Raw genomic sequence first — 24,878 nt, forward strand, 5'->3', positions numbered from 1 at the left:
CAGAGATTATGTCTTCACACAATTCAACACCTGCCGAGCCTATTAGCATTGTAGGCGGCGGCCCTAAAAAAGTGCTCTACACCTTAAAAACCGTGGCGCGTATCGGCCTGCTTAACTCAGCTAAAGCGCTCAATAGCAAAAACACCTGCAAAGCCTGCGGATTGGGCATGGGCGGCCAACGCGGCGGTATGACCAATGAAAAGGACGAATTTCCCTCGGTGTGCAACAAAAGTATTCAAGCGCAATCCACCGACATTCAAGCGCCCATCCCCGAGGATTTATTTACTCACACGCTGGACGATTTCAAACAATTGAGCGCCTACGAAATTGAACATTTGGGGCGGTTAAATACCCCGCTGTTTAAATCTGCCGATGGCAATAAATACACGCCAGTAAGTTGGGAATTTGCACTGGATAAAATGGCACGCAGTTTTGCAGCCACCCACGCGGAGCGCACATTTTTTTATTCATCGGGCCGCTCCTCCAACGAAGCGGGTTTTGTGCTGCAATTACTCGCGCGTTTGTACGGCACCAATAACGTCAACAACTGCTCCTTCTACTGCCATCAAGCTACCGGCGTTGGTTTATACAATGTAATCGGCACAAGTACAGCGACAGTGTCATTAGAAGATGTGGGCAACTGCGATTGTATTTTTGTGATAGGTGCAAACCCATCCTCCAATCATCCACGCTTCGTGCATCAATTAAAAAATTGTCGCGAACGCGGCGGACAAGTGATTGTTATCAATCCGGCTAAAGAACCGGGTTTAGTACGTTTTGCGGTACCCAAGAGCGCTAAATCCATGTTCAGCGGCGGAACCTGGATTGCATCAGAATATGTGCAACCCAAAATCGGCAGCGACCTTGCGTTACTCAAAGGTATCGCCAAAGCATTGTTGGAAGCGCAACACATCGATGAACAATTTATCGCACAGCACACCGATAATTTTTTAGTGTTTAAACAGGATATTGATAATACGTCGTGGCAAACCATCACCACTCATTGCGGTATTGATCAGGAAGTAATTCAACAGCTCGCACAGGCATACGCCAAAGCAGAGCGCGCTATTTTTGCCTGGGGCATGGGCATTACCCATCATTTACACGGTGTTGAAAATGTGGAGGCGATTGCCAACCTTGCGTTGCTGCGCGGCATGTTAGGCAAGCCCGCCGCCGGCTTATTACCGCTGCGCGGTCACAGCAATGTGCAGGGCATTGGCACCGTGGGTGTTAAACCCATTTTAGCGGAAGATGTTTTATTACAACTGGAAAAACACACCGGTGCACAATTACCGCGTAGCGCAGGCATGGATACCCTTGCCTGTTTGACTGCAGCACACGAAGGAAAAATAGATGCTGCAATGGTTATGGGCGGCAATTTATTTGCCGCAACACCGAATAGCCACTGGGCGCAACAAGCGCTGGATAAAATCCCCTTTAAAGTGTACTTGACCACTACACTCAACCTGGGTCACGTGACTGGCATGGAAACCAGTGAAGCATTAATTTTACCGGTCACCGCGCGGGATGAAGAGTGGCAACCCACCACCCAGGAATCCATGTTTAATTATGTGCGTTTAAGTGATGGAGGTATAAATCGCTTGCACAATGTAAAACCGGAAGTAGAAATTCTGTGCGAATTAGGCAAACGCTTATTACCTGAATGCCCACTCGATTTTAATCAACTGAAACAACACGACTCTATTCGCGCGGCGATTGCCGCGACCATTCCCGGCTTGAGTGAATTAAAAGATATCGCACACACCAAACAAGAATTCACGATTCAAAATCGCTTACTGAGCACACCGGAATTTGCCACGAAAAACGGCAAAGCCCAATTTCAAACCAACGTATTACCCGAGACTATCACCAACAATGATTTCCCGTTTGTATTAGCGAGTATTCGCAGCGAAGGTCAATTTAATTCGATTATTTACGAAGAGACGGACTCTTATCGCGGGACTAATACCCGCTGGTCGGTATTGATGAACAAGGAAGATATTCAAGCGCTGGGAGTTGCCGCCGGTGACGCCGTAACCTTGCGTTCGGCGCAAGGTGAAATGAAAGCCGTCACTGTTTTTGCGTTTGATGTGCCGCGCGGTAATGTCCTGGCTTATTACCCGGAAGCCAATGTCCTGATTGCCACCACTTACGACCCGCGCAGTAAAACACCGGCCTTTAAATCGGTGCCAGTACAAGTGACTCCATGCAAATAGTTTGTTAGATAGAAATATTGATGGTGGTTTTCGGGGCTTTGCGGCGGTCGCGCCCTGCGCGGGTTTCAACAATGGTCTGGTCTGCTTTATGGCGACGATCCTGCTTGCGACGCTCAACTCCACCGGGTGGACCTATAGCATCCAGGCCAGCAGAACGCTGTTGCTGCTGATTTTCATTGGCATAGGGGCTCACCGCCGTAGTCGCTGAAGGACGACTGGGCGCTTTAACCGATACCGGTCGAGGCTGGATTGGTCCAAGGTAAACCATGATTGCACCTGAATTCGCAAGTTACAGTCAATTTATCGGCAGCATTCAATCGCCCTTTAACCTTAAGTGCCCAAGATACGTAAAACTGACACCAAGGTCACATTTTAACCAAAAACTCGGTCAGATTTCCGCCTAAAGAAACACTTGACCATCCATTTCAGTCTTTTATACTCGCTTTACGAAGGGGAGTAGTTATTACCGCGCAGGTCGTCAATACGAGTCAAAGCTCCGGTCGCGCGGGCAAGGTAATACCTTGTAAACGAGACCTTTGTCGCAATGACAAAGGCTTTCGTATATCTCCAATTTGCCCGTCATTGCGTCATTTAACCGACTTTGACGGAGCCTTTCATGCTAAACATCCTTTCTTTTTCATCGCTACCAAGCGCCGAAACCGGGCAGCTTGCTGCAGCAATCCAAACTGCAAATGACACAACGACATCTCTCCAATCTATTGGCACCTGGTGGATGTGGCTGGCTTTTTTCACAATTGTGCTTGTAGTACTCGCTATTGATTTGATTTTTGTTGGTGGCGGAAAACAACACCGCGTTTCACTTAAAGAAGCAGGCAGTTGGTCACTGGTGTGGGTTAGCCTTGCATTAAGTTTTGGGGCAGGCTTATGGTTTTATCTGGACGCCCACTACACCCGTGAATTTGCAAACACCAAAACTATGGAGTATTTGACCGGTTATCTGATTGAAAAATCATTGGCCGTGGACAATGTGTTTGTTTGGTTAATGCTATTTAACTTTTTTGCCATACCGCTCGAATTACAAAAACGAGTGTTAACCTATGGAGTGCTCGGCGCAATTATTCTGCGCACTATTATGATTTTTGCTGGAGTTTGGTTAATCGCACATTTCCATTGGTTACTGTATGTATTTGGTGCGTTTTTATTACTGACTGGTATAAAAATGTGGTGGATGGCAGACAAACAAATAGACCTTAACAATAACCCTCTACTTAACTGGTTTAAGCGGCATTTTGCCATTAGCGATCACTTGGAAGGCGAGCGCTTTTTTGTTGTCGTCAATGGTGTGAAACTCATGACACCATTATTTTTGGCATTAATTATGGTGGAAATCTCGGATATTATTTTTGCAGTGGATTCGATTCCGGCTATTTTCGCGATTACTTCTGATCCATTTATCGTACTCACATCCAATATCTTTGCAATTCTTGGTCTGCGTGCCATGTATTTTTTGCTGGCTGATATTGCAGATCGCTTCGCTTACATTAAATATGGTTTAGCCTTGGTGCTCATTTTTATTGGAGTAAAAATGTTGTTGATCGACATTTATAAAATTCCAATTGGCGTATCACTTACCACTGTTGCTTTATTAATTGGGGGATCAGTGCTGATTTCCTGGATAAAAACCAAGCCCGCAGCTTCGGGAACCGAGTAACAAAAACGCCTCCCTCGCATGTAGCAAGGGAGGCGTTTACTGGTTTATCACGCCGGATTAAACCATTTTAAACTATCATGCAATTTTACTACTTCACCCACAATAAACAGGGTTGGAGCATGCACATCATTTGCTGCCACTACATCGGCAATCGACTGTAAGTCGGCAATCAAAACACGCTGCTCCTGAGTCGTACCTTTTTCAATCAAAGCAACCGGTGTTTGTGGTGAACGACCATGACTGATGAGCGATTCACAAATCTCTTTTAATCCAACCAAACCCATATAAAAAACCAACGTCTGTGTTGGGTTGGCCAACTCCGGCCATTGCAAATTGGTATTGTCGGACTTTAAGTGCCCTGTTACAAAACGCACCGATTGGGCGTAATCGCGATGTGTCAGTGGAATCCCTGCATAGGCAGAACAACCCGATGCCGCAGTAATACCCGGCACCACTTGAAATGGAATATTGTTTTGCGCAAGTAATTCAATTTCTTCACCGCCACGCCCAAAAATAAACGGATCGCCCCCTTTCAAGCGCAACACCCGCTTACCTTCTTTGGCTAAATCAACCAACAGCTGATTGATATTTTCCTGCTCCATTGCATGTTCGCTGCGACGTTTGCCCACATAAATCCGCTCGGCATCGCGGCGCACTAGCTCCATTACACCATCTGATACCAAACGATCGTAAAGCACCACATCGGCTTGTTGCATTAAACGTAGCGCGCGCAAGGTTAATAACTCTGGATCGCCAGGGCCGCCACCGACCAAATAAACTTCGCCTTGAGTAATGGTCTGATCTTCTTTGGCAATTTCAGTGGCGATAATATTTTCTGCCGCTGTTTCCTGACCATTCAAGGCTAACTCCGCTGCCGGGCCTTGCAGAATTTTCTCCCAAAAGCGACGCCGACTATCACCATCATCAAAACGCGCCTTAACACGGTCGCGCCAACTGCTCGCTATTTGCGCGAGGCGACCGTAGCTAGTGGGAATCAGTGTTTCAAGCTTCGCGCGAATTAAACGCGCCAATACCGGCGATTCACCACCACTGGAAATTGCAATCACCAAGGGAGAGCGGTCAATAATTGCAGGAGTGATGTAAGTGCAAAGCGCAGGGCTGTCCACCACATTCACCGGTAAGTTACGCGCTTGGGCATCCGCGGAAATCTGCTCATTGAGTGTTTCGATATCCGTCGCGGCAATGGCAATGACACAATCATTTAAATCACTGGTTTGATATTCACGCTCATGCAACTCGCCATTATTTTGCGCAACCAGTTCGCGTAATTCGCTGGAAATTTCCGGCGCAACCACCCTCAAACGCGCCCCCGCCTTGGAGAGCAATCGCCCTTTGCGCGTTGCAATATCGCCACCACCGACTAACAGGCAGAGGCGGTTCTTTAAATCGAGAAAGACGGGAAAATATTCCATAAATTACTGCTTAATACCTAAGGCAAAAAAATAGGGTTCAAAACTTTTTTCAACCACTTCAATTATCAACTCAATAAAAGGCTGGTAATCGCCTTTTACATGCGCATTATCTAACGCTTGGTAATATCTCAGCCGCTGCTCAACTGGAATCACAACGGGAGGGAAACCCGCTTTCATTAGCTCCAAATTCATCAACAACCGCGAAGTGCGGCCATTGCCATCCACAAACGGGTGAATACCCACAAAATCCACATGCACCCGTGCAGCATATTCAACCGGATGTAAATCAGGATTTAATGAAGCGACAAAACGAGCCATTTGCTCTGGCACAAGAACATGATCTGGCGGAGTATGGGTTGCACCGGAAATTAACACGTTCAGGTTGCGATAACGCCCGGCATTTTGTTCATCAATATTTTTAAGAATTAATTGGTGAATATTGCGAATCTGCCATTCAGATAAAACCTCGCGTTGCTGCACCAATTCTTCCACAAACATAATCGCATCGCGATGATTAATCGCTTCAAAATGTTCGCGAAGGCTTTTACCGCCCACCGTAATACCTTCCAGCACCACTTTGGTTTCCATCAAGGTAAGGGTATTGCCTTCGATGGCGTTGGAGTTATACGTCCAGCGCAACACCAGATCTTCATGCAGGTTTTTGACAACTGTTTCCGGCAAGGGGCGATGGGCATCGAGAGTTGCTTTTAGGTGATCGATTTTTGTGAACATCTAATTATCCTTCTCTCAAAAACAAAAGGTGGGTATCGCTTGCGCTCCACCCACCCTACAAATCCACACGAGTGAATATTGCAATTACTTTTTGACGGGCAACAACACTTCTTGCCCACCCATATAAGGGCGTAATACTTCAGGAATAATTACACTACCATCTTCTTGCTGATAATTTTCTAACACAGCTAACAAGGTGCGGCCAATGGCCAAACCGGAACCGTTGAGGGTGTGCAGCAGTTCAGGTTTGCCGCTTTCTTTGTTGCGGTAGCGCGCCATCATGCGGCGGGCCTGGAAATCGCGGAAGCTGCTACAGGAAGAAATTTCGCGATACTTATCCTGTGAAGGCACCCATACTTCTATGTCGTAAGTTTTGGCAGAGGAAAAACCGATATCACCACCGCACAAAATAACGGTGCGATGGGGCAAGCCGAGTTGTTGCAAAATCGTTTCTGCATGGCCAACCAAGGCTTCCAGCGCTGCATCGGATTCTTCCGGGCGCACAAACTTAACCAGTTCCACTTTTTCAAACTGGTGTTGACGAATCATGCCGCGGGTATCACGACCATAGCTGCCCGCCTCTGAGCGGAAGCAGGGAGAGTGGCAAACCAATTTGATCGGCAGCTGGGTTTCGTCAACAATTTCATCGCGGTAAATATTAGTGACTGGCACTTCGGCAGTGGGAATTAAATAAAATTCACGGTCGTCGGTCAGTTTAAACAAGTCTTCTTCAAACTTGGGTAATTGGCCTGTGCCAAACAGTGAATCGCGATTCACAATAAACGGCACGTTAACTTCTTCGTAGCCGTGTTGATTGATGTGAGTATCCAACATAAATTGCGCAAGAGCGCGATGCAAACGCGCTACGCCGCCACGCAAAACCGCAAAACGAGTGCCGGTAATTTTGGTGGCCACTTCAAAATCCAAACCGCCTAATTCTGCCCCCAGATCAACGTGATCCTTGATGGGAAAATGGAAACTACGCGGCATACCCCAGCGGCGAACTTCAACGTTATCCTCTTCACTTTTACCATTGGGCACTTCATCGGCAGGAATATTGGGAATTGCCTTTACAAAATCATCCCACTCAGCTTGTACTTTTGCCAATTCAGCTTCGGCGCCTACCAATTCCTGTTTGATGTTTTCTACTGCTTGCATCATAGGTGCAACATCTTCACCGGCTTGTTTGGCTTTGCCAATGCCCTTGGAAATAGAGTTGCGTTCACTTTGCAAATTTTCCGTTTTTATTTGAATCGCTTTGCGGGTTTCTTCCAGAGCCTGAATTTTAGCAACATCTAACTCATAGCCACGTTTGGCCAAACCCTGGGCAACTTGTTCGGTAGCGGTGCGAAGTAACTTTGAATCTAACATGATGAGTAATTTTCTATTTGAAGTTGAAGAACATGAATAATTAATAACTAAAATATTTTTTGGGTTAATGCCATACCAACAAAGGCCATTAATAAACCCAGAATCACCGAGCTGCTGGCATACACAAGCGCGTTTAACACGTGCCCTTCTTGCCACAGCTGTAAAATTTCCAGCGAAAAAGCTGAGAAGGTGGTGAAGCCCCCTAAAATTCCGGTGATAAAAAATAAACGCCATTCGACAGGCAAGGTGGTTTTTTCTACCAGCAGTACATAAGCCACGCCAATCAAAAATGACCCGACAATATTCACCACAAAGGTGCCGAGTGGAAACCGGTAATTCAATAGCGGCGTTAAATAACCGACGGCAGCGAATCTAAGCACTGAGCCAAGAGCACCACCTAATGCGATTGCTAACCACTGCATATTATTTTCCGGGCGATTTTTTGTAGCGTTTCTTTTTACTTTGCTTATCCAACTCGCGTAGATGGGCAAGCTTTTCCTGAATTTTTAATTCCAAACCACGTTCGACCGGTTGGTAGTAACGCGCTTGGGCGATCTCTTCCGGCAAATAATTTTCACCTGCCGCATAGGCGCCGGGTTCGTCGTGGGCGTAGCGATATTCCGCACCGTAATCCATGCTTTTCATCAGCTTGGTCGGTGCATTGCGTAAATGCATGGGAACATCAAATGCGGGTTGGGAGCGAACATCAGCCATGACCTGATTGAACGCATTATACACAGCATTACTTTTGGGTGCGCAGGCCAAATACACCACGGCTTGGGCGATGGCCAACTGCCCTTCCGGGCTACCTAAACGTTCCTGTACATCCCATGCGGATAAACAGAGCGGCAACGCGCGTGGGTCAGCATTCCCTATATCCTCACTTGCCATACGCACCACCCGGCGGGCGATATAAAGTGGATCGCAGCCACCATCAAGCATTCTGGCAAGCCAGTAAAGTGCGCCGTCGGGCGATGAGCCGCGCACGGATTTATGCAGGGCGGAGATTTGCTCGTAGAAAATATCGCCGCCCTTATCGAAGCGACGCACATCGGACGCCAAGACTTCAGCAATCACTTGTTCATTGATGATTTTGTGATCGCCGGCGTCTTCGGCGAGATCAGCGGAAATTTCCAGCAAGTTAAGCGCTTTGCGTGCATCGCCATCGGCGGCTTGCGCGAGAGTCATTAGCGTATCCTTATCGATACGAATGTCCTGCCCGCCCAGGCCGCGTTCATTATCGTCGAGCGCCTGCTGTAATACGTCTTTTAATTGCTCGGGCTGCAGACCGCGCAGCACATACACACGGCACCGTGAGAGCAGTGCGTTGTTTAATTCAAACGAGGGATTTTCAGTGGTTGCACCGATAAAAATAAAAGTGCCGTCTTCCACATAAGGCAGAAATGCATCCTGTTGGGATTTGTTGAAGCGATGTACTTCATCGACAAATAAAATGGTTTTGCGACGACTGGAGATGCGCTCTTGCTGCGCGGTTGCGACAGCGGCACGAATTTCTTTTACGCCGGACAAAACCGCTGACAAGGATTCAAACCGCGCATCTGCCTGCTCGGCGAATAATTTGGCAAGCGAGGTTTTACCCACACCAGGTGGGCCCCACAAAATCATCGAGTGCAGTTGACCGCGAGTGATAGCTTCGCGCAGCGGTTTGCCCACACTGAGCAGGTGCTCCTGACCAATATAATCATCCAGATTGCGCGGGCGCATGCGCGCAGCAAGCGGTTGATATGCAGGGGCACTGCTGGCAAAAAGATCCATGGGCTTACATCTTTATAGGGTTAGATCCGATCAGTGTTTAATCCCTCAGGATCTCAACACCTTCGGGCGGCACAAAGAAAAAGTTTTCTTCCGGCAGTGCTTTGTTGCGCTGCACATTGCTCAATACACAGCGGGTCAACTGGCCCAGGCTGTCTTGAATCGCAAACTCGCTCAGCTGTCCGCTTTTAAACACCAGAATTAAATGCTGGAACATGCCCTCAGTCACCTTGGGTGTGAGGGTATATTTTTCTGCACTGCCATCCTGTTGATCGCGTGCGACAGAAAAGTTTTTACGCAACTGTTCGATGTCCGCACTCAACAATAATGCAGGCGTTTCGCGCAGGTCATCGGTAAATTCGCGGATATTCACCGTTTCCAAATCCGGATCGTAGAGCCAAATAGTTTTATTGTTGGATACCAACAGCTGCGGCATAGGCTCCAGGGTTTTCCAATAAAATTTACCTGGGCGCATCAACATAAAATTGCCGCTACTGGATTCTTGCTCGACGCCAGCCTTGTCGTAAGTGGTCTGTACAAAATCACCTTGCAAGGTGTTCATGGCATCGAGTTGTTTGCGGAGCTGTGCAGCCGCCTGATCGTCAGCCGCATGAGCGGTAACCGACAACACCAACAGCAAACCAGTAAAAATGCGTGCAAAAACGTTCATATAAATTCCAACAAGAGTATTAAGTTACTGACACCGGAATCCTATCGGGTGCAGATGAACCTGAGATAAATCAATCGCGCCCGCCCGGCACCAAAACTTCACGGTTTCCGTTGTGACCCGCCGCGGAAACAACACCCGCCATTTCCATGGTTTCAATTAGACGTGCGGCACGGTTATAACCGATGCGCAATTTTCGCTGTACCGAGGAAATGGAAGCCTTGCGCGATTCGATCACAAAAGCCACGGCTTCATCGTACAGCGCATCACTTTCATTATCGCCGCCCTCTTCACCACCTTCGCTCGGCATGCCTGGCACTGGAATCGAATTATTGCTGTCATCGGTAATGCCATCGATATAGTTGGGTTCACCACGTTTTTTCCAATCGGCCACCACGCGGTGAACCTCGTGGTCATCCACAAAAGCGCCATGGACACGGACTGGCACGCTGGTGCCGGGTGGCAAATAAAGCATATCGCCATGCCCCAGTAACTGCTCTGCCCCGCCCTGGTCGAGAATGGTACGCGAATCGATTTTGGACGAAACCTGGAACGCCATACGCGTCGGGACATTGGCCTTAATCAAGCCGGTGATTACATCTACCGATGGGCGCTGGGTAGCCAAAATCAGGTGGATACCCGCTGCACGGGCTTTTTGCGCAATACGGGCGATGAGCTGCTCTACCTTTTTGCCGACAATCATCATCATATCGGCAAATTCGTCGATCACGACCACAACGGCTGGCAGGGTTTCCAGATCGGGCGCAGTGGCCACTTCAGCACCGGGCTCAAAGTTCTCTTCCGGTTTGAATAGTGGGTCTTTAATTGGCTCACCGGCTTTGATGGCATCGTCCACCTTGCGGTTAAAACCAGCGAGGTTACGTACCCCCATGGCGGCCATGAGCTTATAGCGACGCTCCATTTCCCCCACACACCAGCGCAGCCCGTTGGCCGCGTCTTTCATGTCAGTAATAACCGGCGTAAGCAAATGTGGGATACCTTCGTAAACCGACAACTCCAGCATTTTCGGGTCGACCAACATCAAGCGCACTTCTTTGGGCGTGGATTTATACAGCAGGCTGAGCAACATCACGTTTACACCCACAGACTTACCAGAGCCGGTAGTACCTGCGACCAACAAGTGCGGCATTTTGGCAAGATCAGCCACCACCGGCTCCCCGGAGATGTCGTGACCCAACGCCATGGTAAGCACTGATTTAGAGTTCTCGTAGAGTTCAGATGAAATCACTTCCGACAGGCGCACCATTTCGCGGTGTGCGTTCGGGATTTCAATCCCCATCACTGATTTGCCGGGAATAACCTCTACCACCCGCACTGAGACTACCGCCAGCGAACGCGCCAGGTCTTTGGCAAGCCCGGAAATACGGCTGGCTTTAATACCTGGCGCAGGTTGGATCTCAAACCGGGTCACCACCGGGCCGGGCTGTACCGACACCACCTCAATCTCGATACCAAAGTCTTTGAGTTTGAGTTCCAGCATGCGCGACATGGCTTCCAACGACTCTTTGGAATAGCCTTTGTCACTGCGCTTATCGGCAGGATCAAGCAAGTTCAATGGCGGTAAAGTACCCACAGCCGGCTCGATAGATTCAAAGAGCGACGGCTGCTTTTCCTTTTCAATGCGCGGACTGGGCGCAGGCTTCTTTTTGGGTGGCTCGGTGATAATTACCGGGGCCACGCGCTTGGCTTCCTGTTTAACGTGCTGCTCCACCACTTCGCGGCGATGCTCCTGCGCTTTTACGGCGATTTGCTTTTCCGCCCGCTCACGCTGGTAAACCTGCCATTTTTCCAGCCCACGATTGACGCCGATGCTAATCCATCGCCCAATATCCTCAGCGAGCTTAAGCCAGGAGAGATCGGTAAAAATTGTCATGCCCACCAAAAACATACTGAGCATCAACAATGTGCCGCCGGTGTAGTTGAACGCGTCAAAAATACCGTCAGAGACAGCAGCACCTAACAAGCCACCATTGGAATAAGGTAATACCGAGGCACCGTCGCTGTAATGCATGGCAGCGATGCCAGTACCGGCAACCATAACCAATACCAACCCCACCGCACGTAAACCAAAAAACAACCAATCGATAGCATCCTGACGGGTGCGATCCTTGAGCACTAACCAGGCTCGATAGGCAATCATCACCGGAAACAAATATGCGAGGTAACCAAACAGCGAGAAAAATACATCGGCAATCCAGGCGCCGAAGGAGCCACCCGCATTTTGTACCTGGGTATTTTCGCCCGTTTTGGACCAACCCGGATCCAGAGGGTCATAGCTGACCATGGCGATCAATAGGTACAGACAGATCGCGCCCAAACCAATGAGCGCCCCCTCTTTCAGCAGGCGAACGAGCAAGCTGGAAGCTTGTTCAGATGCAGGAGTACGGCGTTGCGGAGTTACTGATTTCAATGGAAATGTCCCGATTGAGATACAAAGGCACTAATTAATAAACGAGGGCTATTGTAATTACTGGCGGCAGATTTACCACCGGCAAGATCACTCTGCGGGGAAATGAATGAAAAAACCCGCACAAGTGCGGGTATTCATGGTTGTTTTGCGAGCAACCAAGGGAATTTAATGCTGCGTTTCAGCAATCAGGCTTTCCATACCGGGTGCCCAACGAGTCACCTGATTGCGCCCATGTTGTTTGGAGTAATAAAGAGCCTCGTCTGCCTGCTGGATGAGCTGACTGGAACTTATCGCCCCCATACGCATGGAGGTCACACCAAAACTGCCGGTTACGCTGACACCGTTGGTGACTTGTGAAGCGATTTTTTCGCGGCAGCGCTCCGCAATCATCTGCGCTTGTTCAATAGGGGCACCGGGTAAAATCACACAGAATTCTTCACCGCCAAAACGCGCTACCATATCCATATCGCGCACTACTTCGCGCAAACTGTTAGCAGCCATTTTAATCACTTCATCGCCCACGGCATGACCATAGGTATCATTCACTTTTTTGAAAAAATCGATATCAGCCATGATGCAACTAAACTCGGCATCGGAAGCGCGTGCACCGTCAAATTTACCATTGAGATGTTCGTAGAGCGCGCGGCGATTAAAACAATTAGTCAGTGGATCCCGTGTTGCGAGGTAGGTAAGCTCTTTATTTTTGGTTTCAATCGCTGCCTGGCTCGCGGCCAGTTGCTGCACCATATCCTCCAACAAACGGTTTTTCCCCTCCAGCTCTGTAATATCCTCAAATACCGCAATAGTGCCTTGTATTGCGCCTTTGGCATCCAGAATTGGCACGGCATTTACATGAAAGATTTTTTCGCCATCATCGCCCATAGGTAATAAAACGCGAACCCCGGTTTGTTTGATGCCCTCAGCGATAGCACGCATCCAGGGGTATTCGTTATCAACACTCTTGGGATCGACAAACCAACCCAAGTTACTGGCTTTTTTGCCTAGCAAAAATTCCTCCGTGCGGCGCAAATTTTCTAGTAAAGCAGTATTAGCCAGAACTATCTGTTCGCGCCGATCCAAAATTAACACGCCCTCCGCCAAAATATTTAATGCATTGCGCACTCGCGCTGGCACCACTGCACTCGGGTCCAAATGTTTGAGTGCACGTTTGATGTAAAACCAAAACCCCACAAAACCACTGAGTGAAATAAAAATAATCAGCAGTACAAAAGTAGGCACACCAAAAATAGGGTGTCGGTCATGCAACAATGGCTCAAAACTAATTTCAAATTCGGCACGTTTTGCGCCATTGGTCATTACCGGGAAACGAATATGCGTGGGTGTGGATTCATGTTCTTTTGCATCAGCCCAAAATTTTTCATGCGCATTGGTTTTCGCCACCAGGTTTCCATTATTGTGCCTGACGGCTACCGATAAGATCTCCGGATTGCGCTCCACAGAGGACTCAAGTAAATACTGTAGCAATAACTCATCGCCCCGCATAATCGCCACGCTGACTTGGGACGCCAGAGTTTCAGCTAAACGTTTGCGCACATCCAACTGCTGACGCTCAGCACCGGGCGCCAAACCAATCGCTTGCGCGAGAATCAATAAAGAGACGGTGAGAATCACCAACCCCACACTCAACCTCACGGCAGGTGTAATAGTAAACATTCAAATTCCTTAACAGCGTTGAGTAGAAAAATAATTACACATCTTTGGTTTTTTGTTGGGCGTGATCAAAAAGATACCCCACTTCTTTAGCATTTTTATCTTCATGTTTACGATCTTTGCGCTGTTGCTCCAATTCTTTTTTGCGCTTATTCACTTCATCAAGAATAGGCAGCGGATCCAAGCCGCGCCACAGAGGCAGCATAGAAACCATTGCCAGCAATAAACTGCTGGCACGCAGCGACCAAATCAACAAACCGGTAGTCAATGAAAAACTAATGCCAGCAATCAGTGCTTTACGATCATGCTCTTCCTCTAGTGCCTCATCCATTTGCGCACGAATACGCCGCACTTCACTATCAAACTCCGCGGCTTCCCATGGCGCAAAACCGGCATCGGGTACAATCAAACTGACCAGCGATGTGGACGCCGTTAAGCTAGACACCTGCAGTGCATTAGAATTAAGTAGTTGCACTACACGTTCATAATCCTGTGCAGATTTATCCTCCACCACATTGTATGGAGAGTCATACTCATCCCCATTCACCAGTAGCTCCTGGTCAACCACTTCGCTTGTAATATCGGGTTCATCCGGCAAAGCAGGCGAAAGTGTTGACTCGTCTCCATGTGTTGGCGGAATAACGCCGGGATTTTGAGTTTCAGGCAACACAACAACAGGAGGAATAATGGGATCAGGGATTGTCGGCGGTGTAGTTTCATCAACATCCGGAGTAATAATAGGCGGGGCGACAATCACGGGCGGAATAATTACTGGAGGCGCAACTGGCGGCTCTTTAGCAGACACAGTGACTTTAAAACTGGACTCGACCCACGCGCCATCAGAATCAATTGCTCGCAAGCGAATAATTGATTCACCCGCATTCTCGGATGACACCACAATCGTCATCATCCCGGTATTCTGATCCATCTGGACATCAATTACCGCGTCAGGATTACTATTCCCCATTAATTCAAAATTAAGCGTTACTACATCTTCGATATCAAAAAATTTATTTCGCAAATCAATTTGTTGCGGTGCTTCACCTGCAACCATCGTCATATTATTAATTGTAATTGCCGTGGGCGCATCATTCACATTTACGACAGTAATCATAAACGTATCAGTCACTGCGCTATTACCATCATTGGCAATAACATCAATCAATATGGCCCCAACATCACCATTCGTTGGTGTACCGCTAAAAGTCCGAGTAACAGGATCAAAACTCAGCCATGCAGGTAATGCTCCCCCGCCAGCTAATTGCGCGGTGTAAGTTAAAGTGTCGCCAACATCAGAATCCGCAAATGTATTACTGTTGAACTGGAAATTAAACGCAGAATCTTCCGTCGCGTTTTGATCAGGAATAACATTCGCGACAGTGGGTGCATCGTTAGTATTAGCGACAACAATATTGAACGTGTCCGTCGCTGTACCACCATTACCATCATCAGCAATAACATCAATTGATACCGTTCCAATATCACCATTCGTTGGTATACCACTGAAAGTACGGGTTACTGGATCATAACTCAGCCATGCAGGTAATGCTCCGCCGCCAGCTAATTGCGCGGTGTAAGTTAAAGTGTCGCCAACATCAGAATCCGCAAATGTATTACTGTTGAATTGGAAATTAAACGCAGAGTCTTCCGTCGCGTTTTGATCAGGAATTACATTCGCGACAGCGGGTGCATCGTTAGTATTAGCGACACTAATATTGAACGTGTCCGTTACGATACCGCCATTGCCATCATCAGCAATAACATCAATTGATACCGTTCCAACATCGCCATTTGCGGGTGTGCCGCTGAAGGTGCGAGTAACGGGATCAAAACTCAGCCATGCAGGTAATGCTCCGCCGCCAGCTAACTGAGCGGTGTAAGTTAAAGTGTCGCCAACATCGGCATCTGCAAATGTATTACTGTTGAACTGGAAATTAAACGCAGAATCTTCGGCTGTGTTTTGATTGGGGATGGTATTCGCAACTATAGGGGCATCGTTAGTATTAGCGACAACAACATTGAACGTGTCCGTTACAGTACCGCCATTGCCATCATCAGCAATAACATCAATCGATACCGCTCCAACATCGCCATTTGCGGGTGTGCCGCTAAAAGTGCGAGTAAGGGGATCAAAATTCAGCCATGCAGGTAATGCTCCGCCGCCAGCTAATTGCGCGGTGTAAGTTAAAGTATCTCCAACATCGGCATCTGCAAATGTATTACTGTTGAACTGGAAATTAAACGCAGAATCTTCCGTCGCGTTTTGATCAGGAATCACATTCGCGACAGTGGGTGCATCGTTAGTATTAGCGACAACAATATTGAACGTATCCGTCGCTGTACCGCCATTACCATCATTAGTAATAACATCAATTGATACCGTTCCAACATCGCCATTTGCAGGAGTTCCACTGAAGGTACGAGTAACAGGATCAAAACTCAACCATGCAGGTAATGCTCCGCCGCCAGCTAACTGCGCGGTATAAGTTAAAGTGTCGCCAACATCAGAATCCGCAAATGTATTGATATTGAATTGGAAGTTAAACGTAGAATCTTCGGCTGTGTTTTGATTGGGGATGGTATTCGCAACTATAGGGGCATCGTTAGTATTAGCGACAACAATATTGAACGTGTCCGTTACAGTACCGCCATTACCATCATCGGCAATAACATCAATCGATACCGTTCCAACATCGCCATTTGCAGGTGTGCCGCTAAAAGTGCGAGTAAGGGGATCAAAATTCAGCCATGCAGGTAATGCTCCGCCGCCAGCTAATTGCGCGGTGTAAGTTAAAGTGTCGCCAACATCAGAATCCGCAAACGTATTGCTGTTGAATTGGAAATTAAACGCAGAATCTTCGGCTGTGTTTTGATTGGGGACAGTATTCGCAACTGTGGGGGCATCATTTACGGCGGTGATAGTGATATTAACTATGTCGCTGTCTATCAAAACTCCACCGCTACCACTATTACCTAAATCGCTTGTAGTAATTGCTAATACCGCAGTGCCGTTGTAACCCGTTGTTGGGTTAAATGTCAGAATTGAAAGTGCATTATTAATATCAGTTTTAGTGCCACTAAATACCAGACTGCTATCGTTGGTGCCATCGCCAGTGGTAAAAATTAAACCTGTAGTACCACCAAGTGTTAATGTGCCATTCGTTACCGAAAGAGTAACCTGTAAATTACCCGCACCAACATCCAGATCATCTATTTGAATTCTATTGCCATTTACTGAGCTGAAAACCAGTGATGTATCTTCACTCGTGACTTGTCCACCGGGCACAGTATTTTCAGGTGCATCATTCAGCGCGGTTATATTTATCGTGGCTGTGTCACTGCCCGACAAACTGCCATCATTGGCGCTAATGGTAAGCATGCGTGTTACAACAGGGGTATCGCCTGAAAGGCGATACGTAAGTGTGCTACCGCCATTGCCTGCAAACAAATCGTTGAGTTGTGCAGCGGTACCTGTGAGTACCAACGTATTCGTATTCACGCCCGATACAATTACCACACCTGTAGTGCCAACTGTTGCAGCAAGATTACTATTGCTACCCTCAGCGGTCAGCGTGATTGTTAATGCATCGCCATCTACATCAGCAACACTAATTCCAGTTCCGTGCAAATCAATCGGGGTTTGTTCATCTGCAAAATAATCAGTGGCAGTAATGGTGACGCTGGGGGCGTCATTAGTGTTTGCAACCGTAATAGTAAATGTATCCGTTACACTACCGCCGTTGCCGTCATCGGCAATTACCTCGATAGATACAGTACCAACATGCGCATTCAGCGGCGTGCCACTAAAGGTGCGCGTAACGGGGTCAAAACTCAACCACGCAGGTAAGGCACTGCCGCCAGCTAACTGCGCGCTGTAGGTCAATGTATCGCTCACATCCACATCGGAAAAGGTATTGCTGTTAAATTGGAAATTAAATGCAGAATCTTCCGTTGCATTTTGATTGGGAATTGCGTTGGCAAGGATAGGCACATCGTTAGTGTTAGCAACAGTGATAGAAAAAGTATCTGTGACTGTGCCACCATTTCCATCATTGGCAATCACATCAATAGATATAGCACCCACATGAGCATTCGTAGGCGTGCCACTAAAAGTTCGCGTAGCTCCGTCAAAATTCAACCATACCGGTAATGCACCGCCACCGCCAGTTTGTGCGCTGTAGGTGAGTGCATTACCTACATCCTGGTCCGCGAATGTATTTGCTGCAAAAGTAAAATTAAATGCAGCATCTTCGGTTGCGTTTGCATTGGGGATTGGATTGGCAACAGTTGGAGCATCGTTAGTGTTGGCAACAACTAAATCAAAAGTATCTGTTGCGGGTGTCCCACCGTTACCATCATCAGCGGTCACTCTAATTGAAATTGTACCCACATCAGCATTGGCTGGTGTGCCTGAAAAAGTACGTGTAACCGCATCAAAACTTAGCCATGCTGGCAGTGCACTTCCATCCGCCATAGTGGCAGTATAAGTTAGCGTATCGCCAGCATCCGGATCATCAAAGGTTGCATTATCAAACTGAAAATTAAATGCAGCATCTTCAGTTGCATTTTGATTGGGGATGGGCGTAATTAAAAAAGGGAAATTGTCTACATTGCCGATAACTACATCAAATGTATCTGACACAGTCGCTTCGCCATCATCGGCAGTTACGCTAATACTAATTGTGCCCACGTCACCATTGGATGGAGTACCACTGAAAGTACGCGTCGCTGAATCAAAACTCAACCATCCCGGTAGTGCACCGCCACCTGCCAAGGTGGCCGAATAAGTCAGACTATCACCAAGGTCCTGATCACTGAAAGCGTTAATTGGAAAGGTGTAGTTAAACAGTGCACTTTCGGTGGCCGTTTGATTTCCAATAGGATTCGCCACTGTGGGCGCATCATTGGTATTGGCAATTACAACATCAAAAACATCGTTAGCGGTTCCGCCTGCACCATCATTTGCAATTAATTTAACTGAAATAGTTCCTACATCACTGTTAGTAGGTGTACCACTAAAAGTACGTGTTGCCGAATCAAAATTTAACCACGCAGGTAATGCACCACCATCAGCCAATTCTGCAGTGTAGCTAAAGGTCGCGCCCACATCGCCGTCACCAAAGGTATTGGCGGGAAAGATATAAGTGAACACAGAATCTTCTGTGGCGTTTTGATTGGGAACGGGAATATTGACGAAAGGATCGTCGTTGACGCCGTTAATCGTAATATCAAAGGTATCATCTGCTGTTGAACCATTTCCGTCATTAGCCGTGACTTTAACGCTAATAAAACCTACATCCCCATCGTCAGGAACTCCACTAAACGTGCGTGTGCCTGCATTAAAATGCAACCATGCGGGAAGCGCATCGCCATTTGCTAAAGTAGCAGTGTAAGTGAGTAGATCCCCATCAACATCAGCGAAAGTATCTGCGGCAAAAGTGAAACTAAATAGTGATTCCTCGGTAGCAATTTGATTGACGATTGGATTCGCAAGTGTAACGGGGTCATTAATCGCAGTGATATTAATTAATGCCGAATCATTTGCACTCAAGCTTCCATCGCTGGCAGAAATGGTTAGCTGTTGCGTTGCCGAAGGTGTATCTCCAGCCAAGCGATAAGTCAGCGTGCCGCCATTATTACCGGCAAACAAATTATTCAATTGTGTTGATGTGCCAGTGAGGGTTAATACATTGGTAGTATTGCCAGATGAAATAATCACGCCCGTAGTGCCAACTAGCGCAGTGAGTTGACTATAAGTTGATGGCGCTTCGACAGTCACAGTTAACGTATCACCATCCGAATCATTGATCACTATGCCGGTACCATGCAAATCTAATAGTGCCTGCTCATCAACAGCATAACTAGTTTCAGCAATAACAACTGTTGGGGCATCATTAACATTATTAATAGTGATTGCAATATTATCTGTGTCTTGTAAGCCACCGCTTAACCCCAGATCTTTTGTCGTAATACTAAAAGTATCGCCACCAACAAAATTATTTACCGGTGTATAAGTAATGGTGGATAAGGCCGCATTAATTTCAGCTACTGAGCCACGGAATAACATATAAAAATCATTGGTGCCATCACCACCAATGAATGTTAAGCCTGTGGTTTGTGCAAGGCTGAACGAACCCTGCGCCGCATTGAGAGTCACTTCAAGATCGTTGGGGAATGCATCGGCATCGGCTACTTGAATTTGATTGCCGTAAATTGAGCTAAAAATTAACGGCGTATTTTGATTGGTAGATTGCGCACCCGGCACGGTATTCACCGGAGCCTGATTACTGCCATTATTGTATGAAAGCAAAAAATTCAAATCGGCACTGCTATTACCTGTGCCGTTTACAATCATTTCCGAGTTATTCCAGGCATCGCTTTTGTAGGCGACAGAAACTTTCCCATCGGCATTATTGGTAGTTATTTTGATAATGTAGGTTTGATTATCGTTAAGTACAACATCACCAAAATTAAAGGTTTTCCAACCAAAAGTGCTGTCTAACTGATCGGAATTAATCGTTTGTGTAGCCAGCGGTGATGCATCATTCCACCCGCCATCCAATAATTGAATCGTGATGTCCTGATTGGCAGCACCAGATTCCACACGCAGCTGCACACTGATCTGGTTAACGGTATAAGTTGCACCGGGGCTATCATAAAGAAAAGATTGACCTACACCACTAACCGACGACACTGATTGAACGCTAGTTCCCCCTTGAATATTAATATAATGAGTAGACGCTAAAACGCCAAGCCACGCCTCTTGCACCGCCGTACTTACAACAACAGTTTGTTCAATATTACCTACTGAAAACTCTAAATCCCAATCACCACTTAATGTGTTATGGCCCGTTGCATCATCACTTGCAGCGACATCTGCGTCGGTTAGCGCTGCAAGTTCTGCAATAAATTCGCGCCCCTGCACAGTCGCGGCCACATCGCAGCCGTAAATTAAAATATCGGCATTTTCACCCAATGCAGTGCGCCAAGCGATCAACTCATCTTCATACTCAAACAGATTATTGGTGCTGAGCAATGTACTGCCCAGTGCAACAGAACCATTCGCGCCGTGAGAAATTATGTGCAGCGAATCAAGCTGGGAAAATTGTGTCAGCTGTTGAGCAATTTGAACGACGCCATCACTGTTGGCATCAAGGTAAACAATTTCCAAATCACCTGTCGAATGTTGTTGGCGAATATCCTCCACTAACTGCTTATAATTTTCGACAGCAGTATCCACAACCACCAAGCTCGTGATTCGTTGGGCAGCGGTTTGTTCATCCAATAACGAATCTGCAGGTGGCAGATAGATGGCGGTCAAATCGAGTTTGGCAGCAGCTTCCGATAACTGCGTTATATCTGCACTGCCATCGTCAAATACGGCGATATCGGCAGTTGCAGAAAATAGCAACCGGGGTTCAAGCGTTTCAATCAGGGGGCGCTTGTGGCGCGACAACTTGGACATGAGCAGTATCGAGTCTTGTTATTTGTACCCGCCTCTTGCATAGGTACAAACAGGGTTAAGGTGTGGTTCTCACCAACTTGCATCCCTGTGGCAGAGCGATGGATTCCAAGCCATGGAAAACATCAACTATTACCATCGTAAAACTATCGTCAGCTCTTCTAGAAACGGAGTGCGTTTTCGCACTTTTATAATATTTATCTTCTTGAATTTTTTTCTTATGTAGTTTGAGGATCAATCATGGCACATATTTTTAAAAATCACCCTGCTCACAACTAAATAATATAAGGAAAGCAAAAATTAAAAAATTTAACCTTAATCGAAACATCGTTTACGTGATTCACGGCAAGCTTTGGGTATCCAATAAATTTAACGTGACGCCTTCAAAGGTAACACGGCATTTTAAACCACTGGGTAAACGGTTACCCGGATTGGGAAATGCCAAGCGAATACCAAAAGTATTACTCGGCCCATCAATCACTTGATCCACCAGAATCACTTTAGCGTCATAACTTTTAGTGGATGCACCCAGCTCTGGTACCACTGTAGCCGTCATACCTGCTTGTACCTTGCCGTAAAGGCTTGCAGGCGCAAATACTTCCACACGCAGTGGATCAAGCTGGGCAAGTTTAAGCACTGGTTCAAAATCAATGTGTTCACCGGGCTGTTTGTAACGCTCTACCACCACCCCATCAATAGGGCTCGCCAATGTGCGACGCTTGAGATCAGCCAGCGCACGATTGTGTTCAAGTTCGGCTTGGCGTTTGCGATCGAGCGCCTGCTGTAATTGTTGTTGGGCAATTGCATATTCAGTTTTGAGTTTATCCAGCTCTGAAAAAGAAGCGGCTTTTTTCTCGTAAAGATCGGTAACACGCTCCAGCGAGCGTTTGCTAAATTCAACTGCCAGCTGCTGGGCTTGTACATCGCTTATCAATTCCGCTTGCACACGACGCAATTCAGCGGTGGCCATTTCCAAACCGGCATCCAGGCGGGCCACTACCTCCCCTTTTTTTACTGAATCGTTTTTATCCACTAATACTTCACTGATTACGCCCTCAACCGCGCTGCTCATTTCCACTACTACCGAAGGTTCAATCCGGCAATTTAATTGTGCCGGCTCAGAGGTTTGCGCGCTGGCGTAGCTACTCACAACACTGCATAACGCCAGTAGAGGCAAGCAACCAGAACCACTAGTGCGAACGGACATATTTAGGATAGATCTGAACATAGTTGACTCGTTATAAAAAATTATTTGTATATAAATATAGTTCAAAAGAACATTAAGAGAAATGACGAATGAATACTTGTTGCAAAGTACTGTACCACTGCGCTAACAAGGGCCGTGCCGGGTGTGAAAACTTCACATAGGTACGCTCACCATAATGTCCCATTTGCTGAAAATCATGCAGCACTATATCCAACAAAAATACTTGCTCAGTCACACGGGTTCCGCTGGGTTGCTGCGCATCTACCGCAAGCCTGCCTCCGCCCTGTGCCCCCAGCACTTGACTCGGCAATTCGAAAGTGGCGATTGGCAGTTGCTGCAAAAGCTCACCATGAATATGGCGTGAAGGGTTACTCGCTAAACGAACTGAAACATGACGTGTGGCCTGACGCACCAAACCTATCTCTTCTTGTAACAAGGCAGTGCGCACGCGCACCTTGTCTGCGCGCTCAATAATCGCCAGTTCATCGCCTTGTGTAAAAAAGCTGCCCGGCAAATGGTGCTGACGCAATAGGCGTACTGTTCCGGCGGTGGGGCTACGCACCACCAGACTGTTCACTCGCGATTGCAACAATTCGATTTCAGCACTGATGGCATCGATATCCTGCTGTAGTAATTGCGCCTGGGTGCGATCACTGACCCATGCCTGTTGATAACGCGCTTCAAATTCGCGGAGATGCGCTTGCTGCACTGCTAAATTGGTAGTGAGCGCAGGATTGTGTAAACGCACCAGCACCTGCCCCTGCGTAACCTGATCGCCGTTATTAACCAACACCTCCTGCACTTCCCCGCTGGATTCCACTTTTACCCGCGCCTCTTCCGGCAACCAGATAACAGCTTCAACAGAAGTCGATTCCGGCATAGGAACCCACAAGAGAAAAGAGAAAAAAGCCAACACAAAGGCACCGGTGATTGTCACCGCGCGCTGACGCACCGCCAATAATTGTTTATCAGCCATTAAAAAACGTATCGCTTTTATTAGCGGCCAACACAATTGAAAGAAAATCAGCCAAGCGCCAACAATCAAACCCGCCAGGGGGAAATAACTCGCCACCAATAAAATAATAAAAAACAAAATAAACAGGCGATAACCAAATGCGGCAATGCTGTAGCACGTGAGCACCGCTGCTTCACGATTTGTCTGTGCCGGGGAGAAAATCTCGCTTACACCATAGGCATAGCGGCGCAACAAATAACTCACTTGTTGATTGGCGCGGGTAGCAAGGTTAGGTAAATCAAATGCATCAGTGAGCAGGTGGTAACCGTCAAAACGCATGAGCGGATTGCCATTAAAAAACAATGTGGACACGCTGCCGATAATAATGATGTTGTATAAAAAATCACTGAAAAAACCGGAGGGAACTTGGATCCACAATAACAGTGCAAGCGACGCTAAAAATATTTCCACCGCCATACCAGCGGCGCCCACCATTAGTCGCTGGCGTTTGGATTGAAATCCGGTCGCGGCACTCGCATCCACGTAGGGTAAGGGTGTACCCACCACAAATACCACCCCGCAATCATTCACCTGGCCACCCCATACTTTGGTAAATAATCCGTGACCCAACTCATGCAGCACTTTAAAAAATGGATAGGTAAGCCAGAGCAACAACAAATTTCCCGGCGACAGCAAACGCTGCAACTGCCCTTGCGTGAGTTCACTCCAATGATTACCGGCCTGCAATAATGCGTAAGCCACTACAACCAACCACGAGATTCCCATGGTCCTGCTCGCCGACAATCGCGCTAGGGGCATGAGCTTATTGAGCAAGCGATCCGGGTTGCCGAGTGGTAGGTGCCAGGTGAGCGGGTTCATTAATAAGCGCAGCCAGCGCTGCTGCTTTTTTTGTTCTTGTCGTGCAAATAATTCGCGCGTGCTGGGCGGTAAATCGCACACCAATAAATCGGCCACATGCAAATATTGCAACAGGTGAATTAAATCATCCTGCGTGGGCACATCCTCCGCACAGGTATAAAACTCTGGTTTGGCAGCAGCGGATAAAACCTGCGTTAAATTATTTCGCCCATCCATCGCGCTAATTAAACGCCACGCTGGTGGGCTCAAGCGATGAAAGCGACCATTACTTTTATCTTGCAATAAATACCAGCGCTCACCGTTGTAATCGCGGCGTTGGATATGGATATGTCGCGGCAGTGAGGGACGTAATGATTCGAGCCGCTGCCACGCAGGATTAATATCATGTGATTGGGCGTCATTCATAATG

Annotated in this window: 14 protein-coding genes; 2 read left to right on the plus strand and 12 right to left on the minus strand. The window is 47.4% G+C overall.

The annotated features are described in order from the left end of the window. Positions 1-8: 8 nt before the first annotated feature. Positions 9-2,216, plus strand: a complete 2,208-nt coding sequence (locus D0B88_RS15865) for an FdhF/YdeP family oxidoreductase (protein WP_151058362.1) — start codon at positions 9-11, stop codon at positions 2,214-2,216. Positions 2,217-2,220: 4 nt separating this feature from the next. Here D0B88_RS15865 and D0B88_RS15870 read toward each other — a convergent pair whose 3' ends face one another. Next, the gene (locus D0B88_RS15870; protein WP_151058364.1) at positions 2,221-2,484 is read right to left on the minus strand and encodes a hypothetical protein; all 264 of its coding nucleotides are present in this window, start codon (positions 2,482-2,484) and stop codon (positions 2,221-2,223) included. A 348-nt stretch (positions 2,485-2,832) separates the two neighbouring features. On the opposite strand from D0B88_RS15870, the gene D0B88_RS15875 reads away from it, so the two are divergent. Then, positions 2,833-3,888: a TerC family protein gene (locus D0B88_RS15875; RefSeq protein WP_151058366.1), complete on the plus strand. Its 1,056-nt coding sequence runs from the start codon at positions 2,833-2,835 to the stop codon at positions 3,886-3,888. A 47-nt stretch (positions 3,889-3,935) separates the two neighbouring features. Here the strand turns inward: D0B88_RS15875 and cysG are convergent, their stop codons facing one another. The 11 genes from cysG to D0B88_RS15930 form a co-directional block, all read right to left on the minus strand. After that, positions 3,936-5,321, minus strand: coding sequence for a siroheme synthase CysG (gene cysG, locus D0B88_RS15880; protein ID WP_151058368.1), 1,386 nt, complete (start codon positions 5,319-5,321; stop codon positions 3,936-3,938). 3 nt (positions 5,322-5,324) lie between these two features. Beyond that, a complete protein-coding gene (locus D0B88_RS15885; protein ID WP_151058370.1) occupies positions 5,325-6,053 on the minus strand; it encodes a Fic family protein in 729 nt (242 codons plus the stop codon). A gap of 84 nt (positions 6,054-6,137) precedes the next feature. After that, positions 6,138-7,424 (minus strand): serine--tRNA ligase, encoded by a 1,287-nt coding sequence (gene serS, locus D0B88_RS15890; protein ID WP_151058372.1) that lies wholly within the window; start codon positions 7,422-7,424, stop codon positions 6,138-6,140. Between the two features lie 47 nt (positions 7,425-7,471). After that, positions 7,472-7,846, minus strand: a complete 375-nt coding sequence (gene crcB, locus D0B88_RS15895; RefSeq protein WP_151058374.1) for a fluoride efflux transporter CrcB — start codon at positions 7,844-7,846, stop codon at positions 7,472-7,474. A 1-nt stretch (position 7,847) separates the two neighbouring features. Next, entirely contained in the window at positions 7,848-9,200 is a 1,353-nt protein-coding gene (locus D0B88_RS15900; protein ID WP_151058376.1) for a replication-associated recombination protein A, read from the minus strand. A gap of 37 nt (positions 9,201-9,237) precedes the next feature. Then, entirely contained in the window at positions 9,238-9,867 is a 630-nt protein-coding gene (gene lolA / locus D0B88_RS15905; protein WP_151058378.1) for an outer membrane lipoprotein chaperone LolA, read from the minus strand. Positions 9,868-9,937: 70 nt separating this feature from the next. Continuing rightward, complete coding sequence (locus D0B88_RS15910) at positions 9,938-12,295, minus strand: DNA translocase FtsK (protein ID WP_007642301.1); 2,358 nt, start codon at positions 12,293-12,295, stop codon at positions 9,938-9,940. A gap of 165 nt (positions 12,296-12,460) precedes the next feature. Beyond that, complete coding sequence (locus tag D0B88_RS15915; RefSeq protein WP_151058379.1) at positions 12,461-13,969, minus strand: sensor domain-containing diguanylate cyclase; 1,509 nt, start codon at positions 13,967-13,969, stop codon at positions 12,461-12,463. Between the two features lie 34 nt (positions 13,970-14,003). Beyond that, positions 14,004-21,431, minus strand: a complete 7,428-nt coding sequence (locus D0B88_RS15920) for a putative Ig domain-containing protein (RefSeq protein WP_151058381.1) — start codon at positions 21,429-21,431, stop codon at positions 14,004-14,006. Between the two features lie 337 nt (positions 21,432-21,768). Beyond that, positions 21,769-22,656, minus strand: coding sequence for an efflux RND transporter periplasmic adaptor subunit (locus tag D0B88_RS15925; RefSeq protein ID WP_151058383.1), 888 nt, complete (start codon positions 22,654-22,656; stop codon positions 21,769-21,771). Positions 22,657-22,708: 52 nt separating this feature from the next. Then, complete coding sequence (locus D0B88_RS15930) at positions 22,709-24,874, minus strand: efflux RND transporter periplasmic adaptor subunit (protein ID WP_151058385.1); 2,166 nt, start codon at positions 24,872-24,874, stop codon at positions 22,709-22,711. Positions 24,875-24,878 lie beyond the last annotated feature (4 nt).

Source organism: Cellvibrio sp. KY-YJ-3, from assembly GCF_008806955.1.
Classification (GTDB): domain Bacteria; phylum Pseudomonadota; class Gammaproteobacteria; order Pseudomonadales; family Cellvibrionaceae; genus Cellvibrio.

Excerpts from the sequence above, each read along its gene's own strand:
- D0B88_RS15865 (WP_151058362.1), top strand. The coding sequence starts at position 9 with ATGTCTTCACACAATTCAACACCTGCCGAGCCTATTAGCATTGTAGGC.
- D0B88_RS15870 (WP_151058364.1), bottom strand. The coding sequence starts at position 2,484 with ATGGTTTACCTTGGACCAATCCAGCCTCGACCGGTATCGGTTAAAGCG.
- D0B88_RS15875 (WP_151058366.1), top strand. The coding sequence starts at position 2,833 with ATGCTAAACATCCTTTCTTTTTCATCGCTACCAAGCGCCGAAACCGGG.
- cysG (WP_151058368.1), bottom strand. The coding sequence starts at position 5,321 with ATGGAATATTTTCCCGTCTTTCTCGATTTAAAGAACCGCCTCTGCCTG.
- D0B88_RS15885 (WP_151058370.1), bottom strand. The coding sequence starts at position 6,053 with ATGTTCACAAAAATCGATCACCTAAAAGCAACTCTCGATGCCCATCGC.
- serS (WP_151058372.1), bottom strand. The coding sequence starts at position 7,424 with ATGTTAGATTCAAAGTTACTTCGCACCGCTACCGAACAAGTTGCCCAG.
- crcB (WP_151058374.1), bottom strand. The coding sequence starts at position 7,846 with ATGCAGTGGTTAGCAATCGCATTAGGTGGTGCTCTTGGCTCAGTGCTT.
- D0B88_RS15900 (WP_151058376.1), bottom strand. The coding sequence starts at position 9,200 with ATGGATCTTTTTGCCAGCAGTGCCCCTGCATATCAACCGCTTGCTGCG.
- lolA (WP_151058378.1), bottom strand. The coding sequence starts at position 9,867 with ATGAACGTTTTTGCACGCATTTTTACTGGTTTGCTGTTGGTGTTGTCG.
- D0B88_RS15915 (WP_151058379.1), bottom strand. The coding sequence starts at position 13,969 with ATGTTTACTATTACACCTGCCGTGAGGTTGAGTGTGGGGTTGGTGATT.
- D0B88_RS15920 (WP_151058381.1), bottom strand. The coding sequence starts at position 21,431 with ATGTCCAAGTTGTCGCGCCACAAGCGCCCCCTGATTGAAACGCTTGAA.
- D0B88_RS15925 (WP_151058383.1), bottom strand. The coding sequence starts at position 22,656 with ATGTTCAGATCTATCCTAAATATGTCCGTTCGCACTAGTGGTTCTGGT.
- D0B88_RS15930 (WP_151058385.1), bottom strand. The coding sequence starts at position 24,874 with ATGAATGACGCCCAATCACATGATATTAATCCTGCGTGGCAGCGGCTC.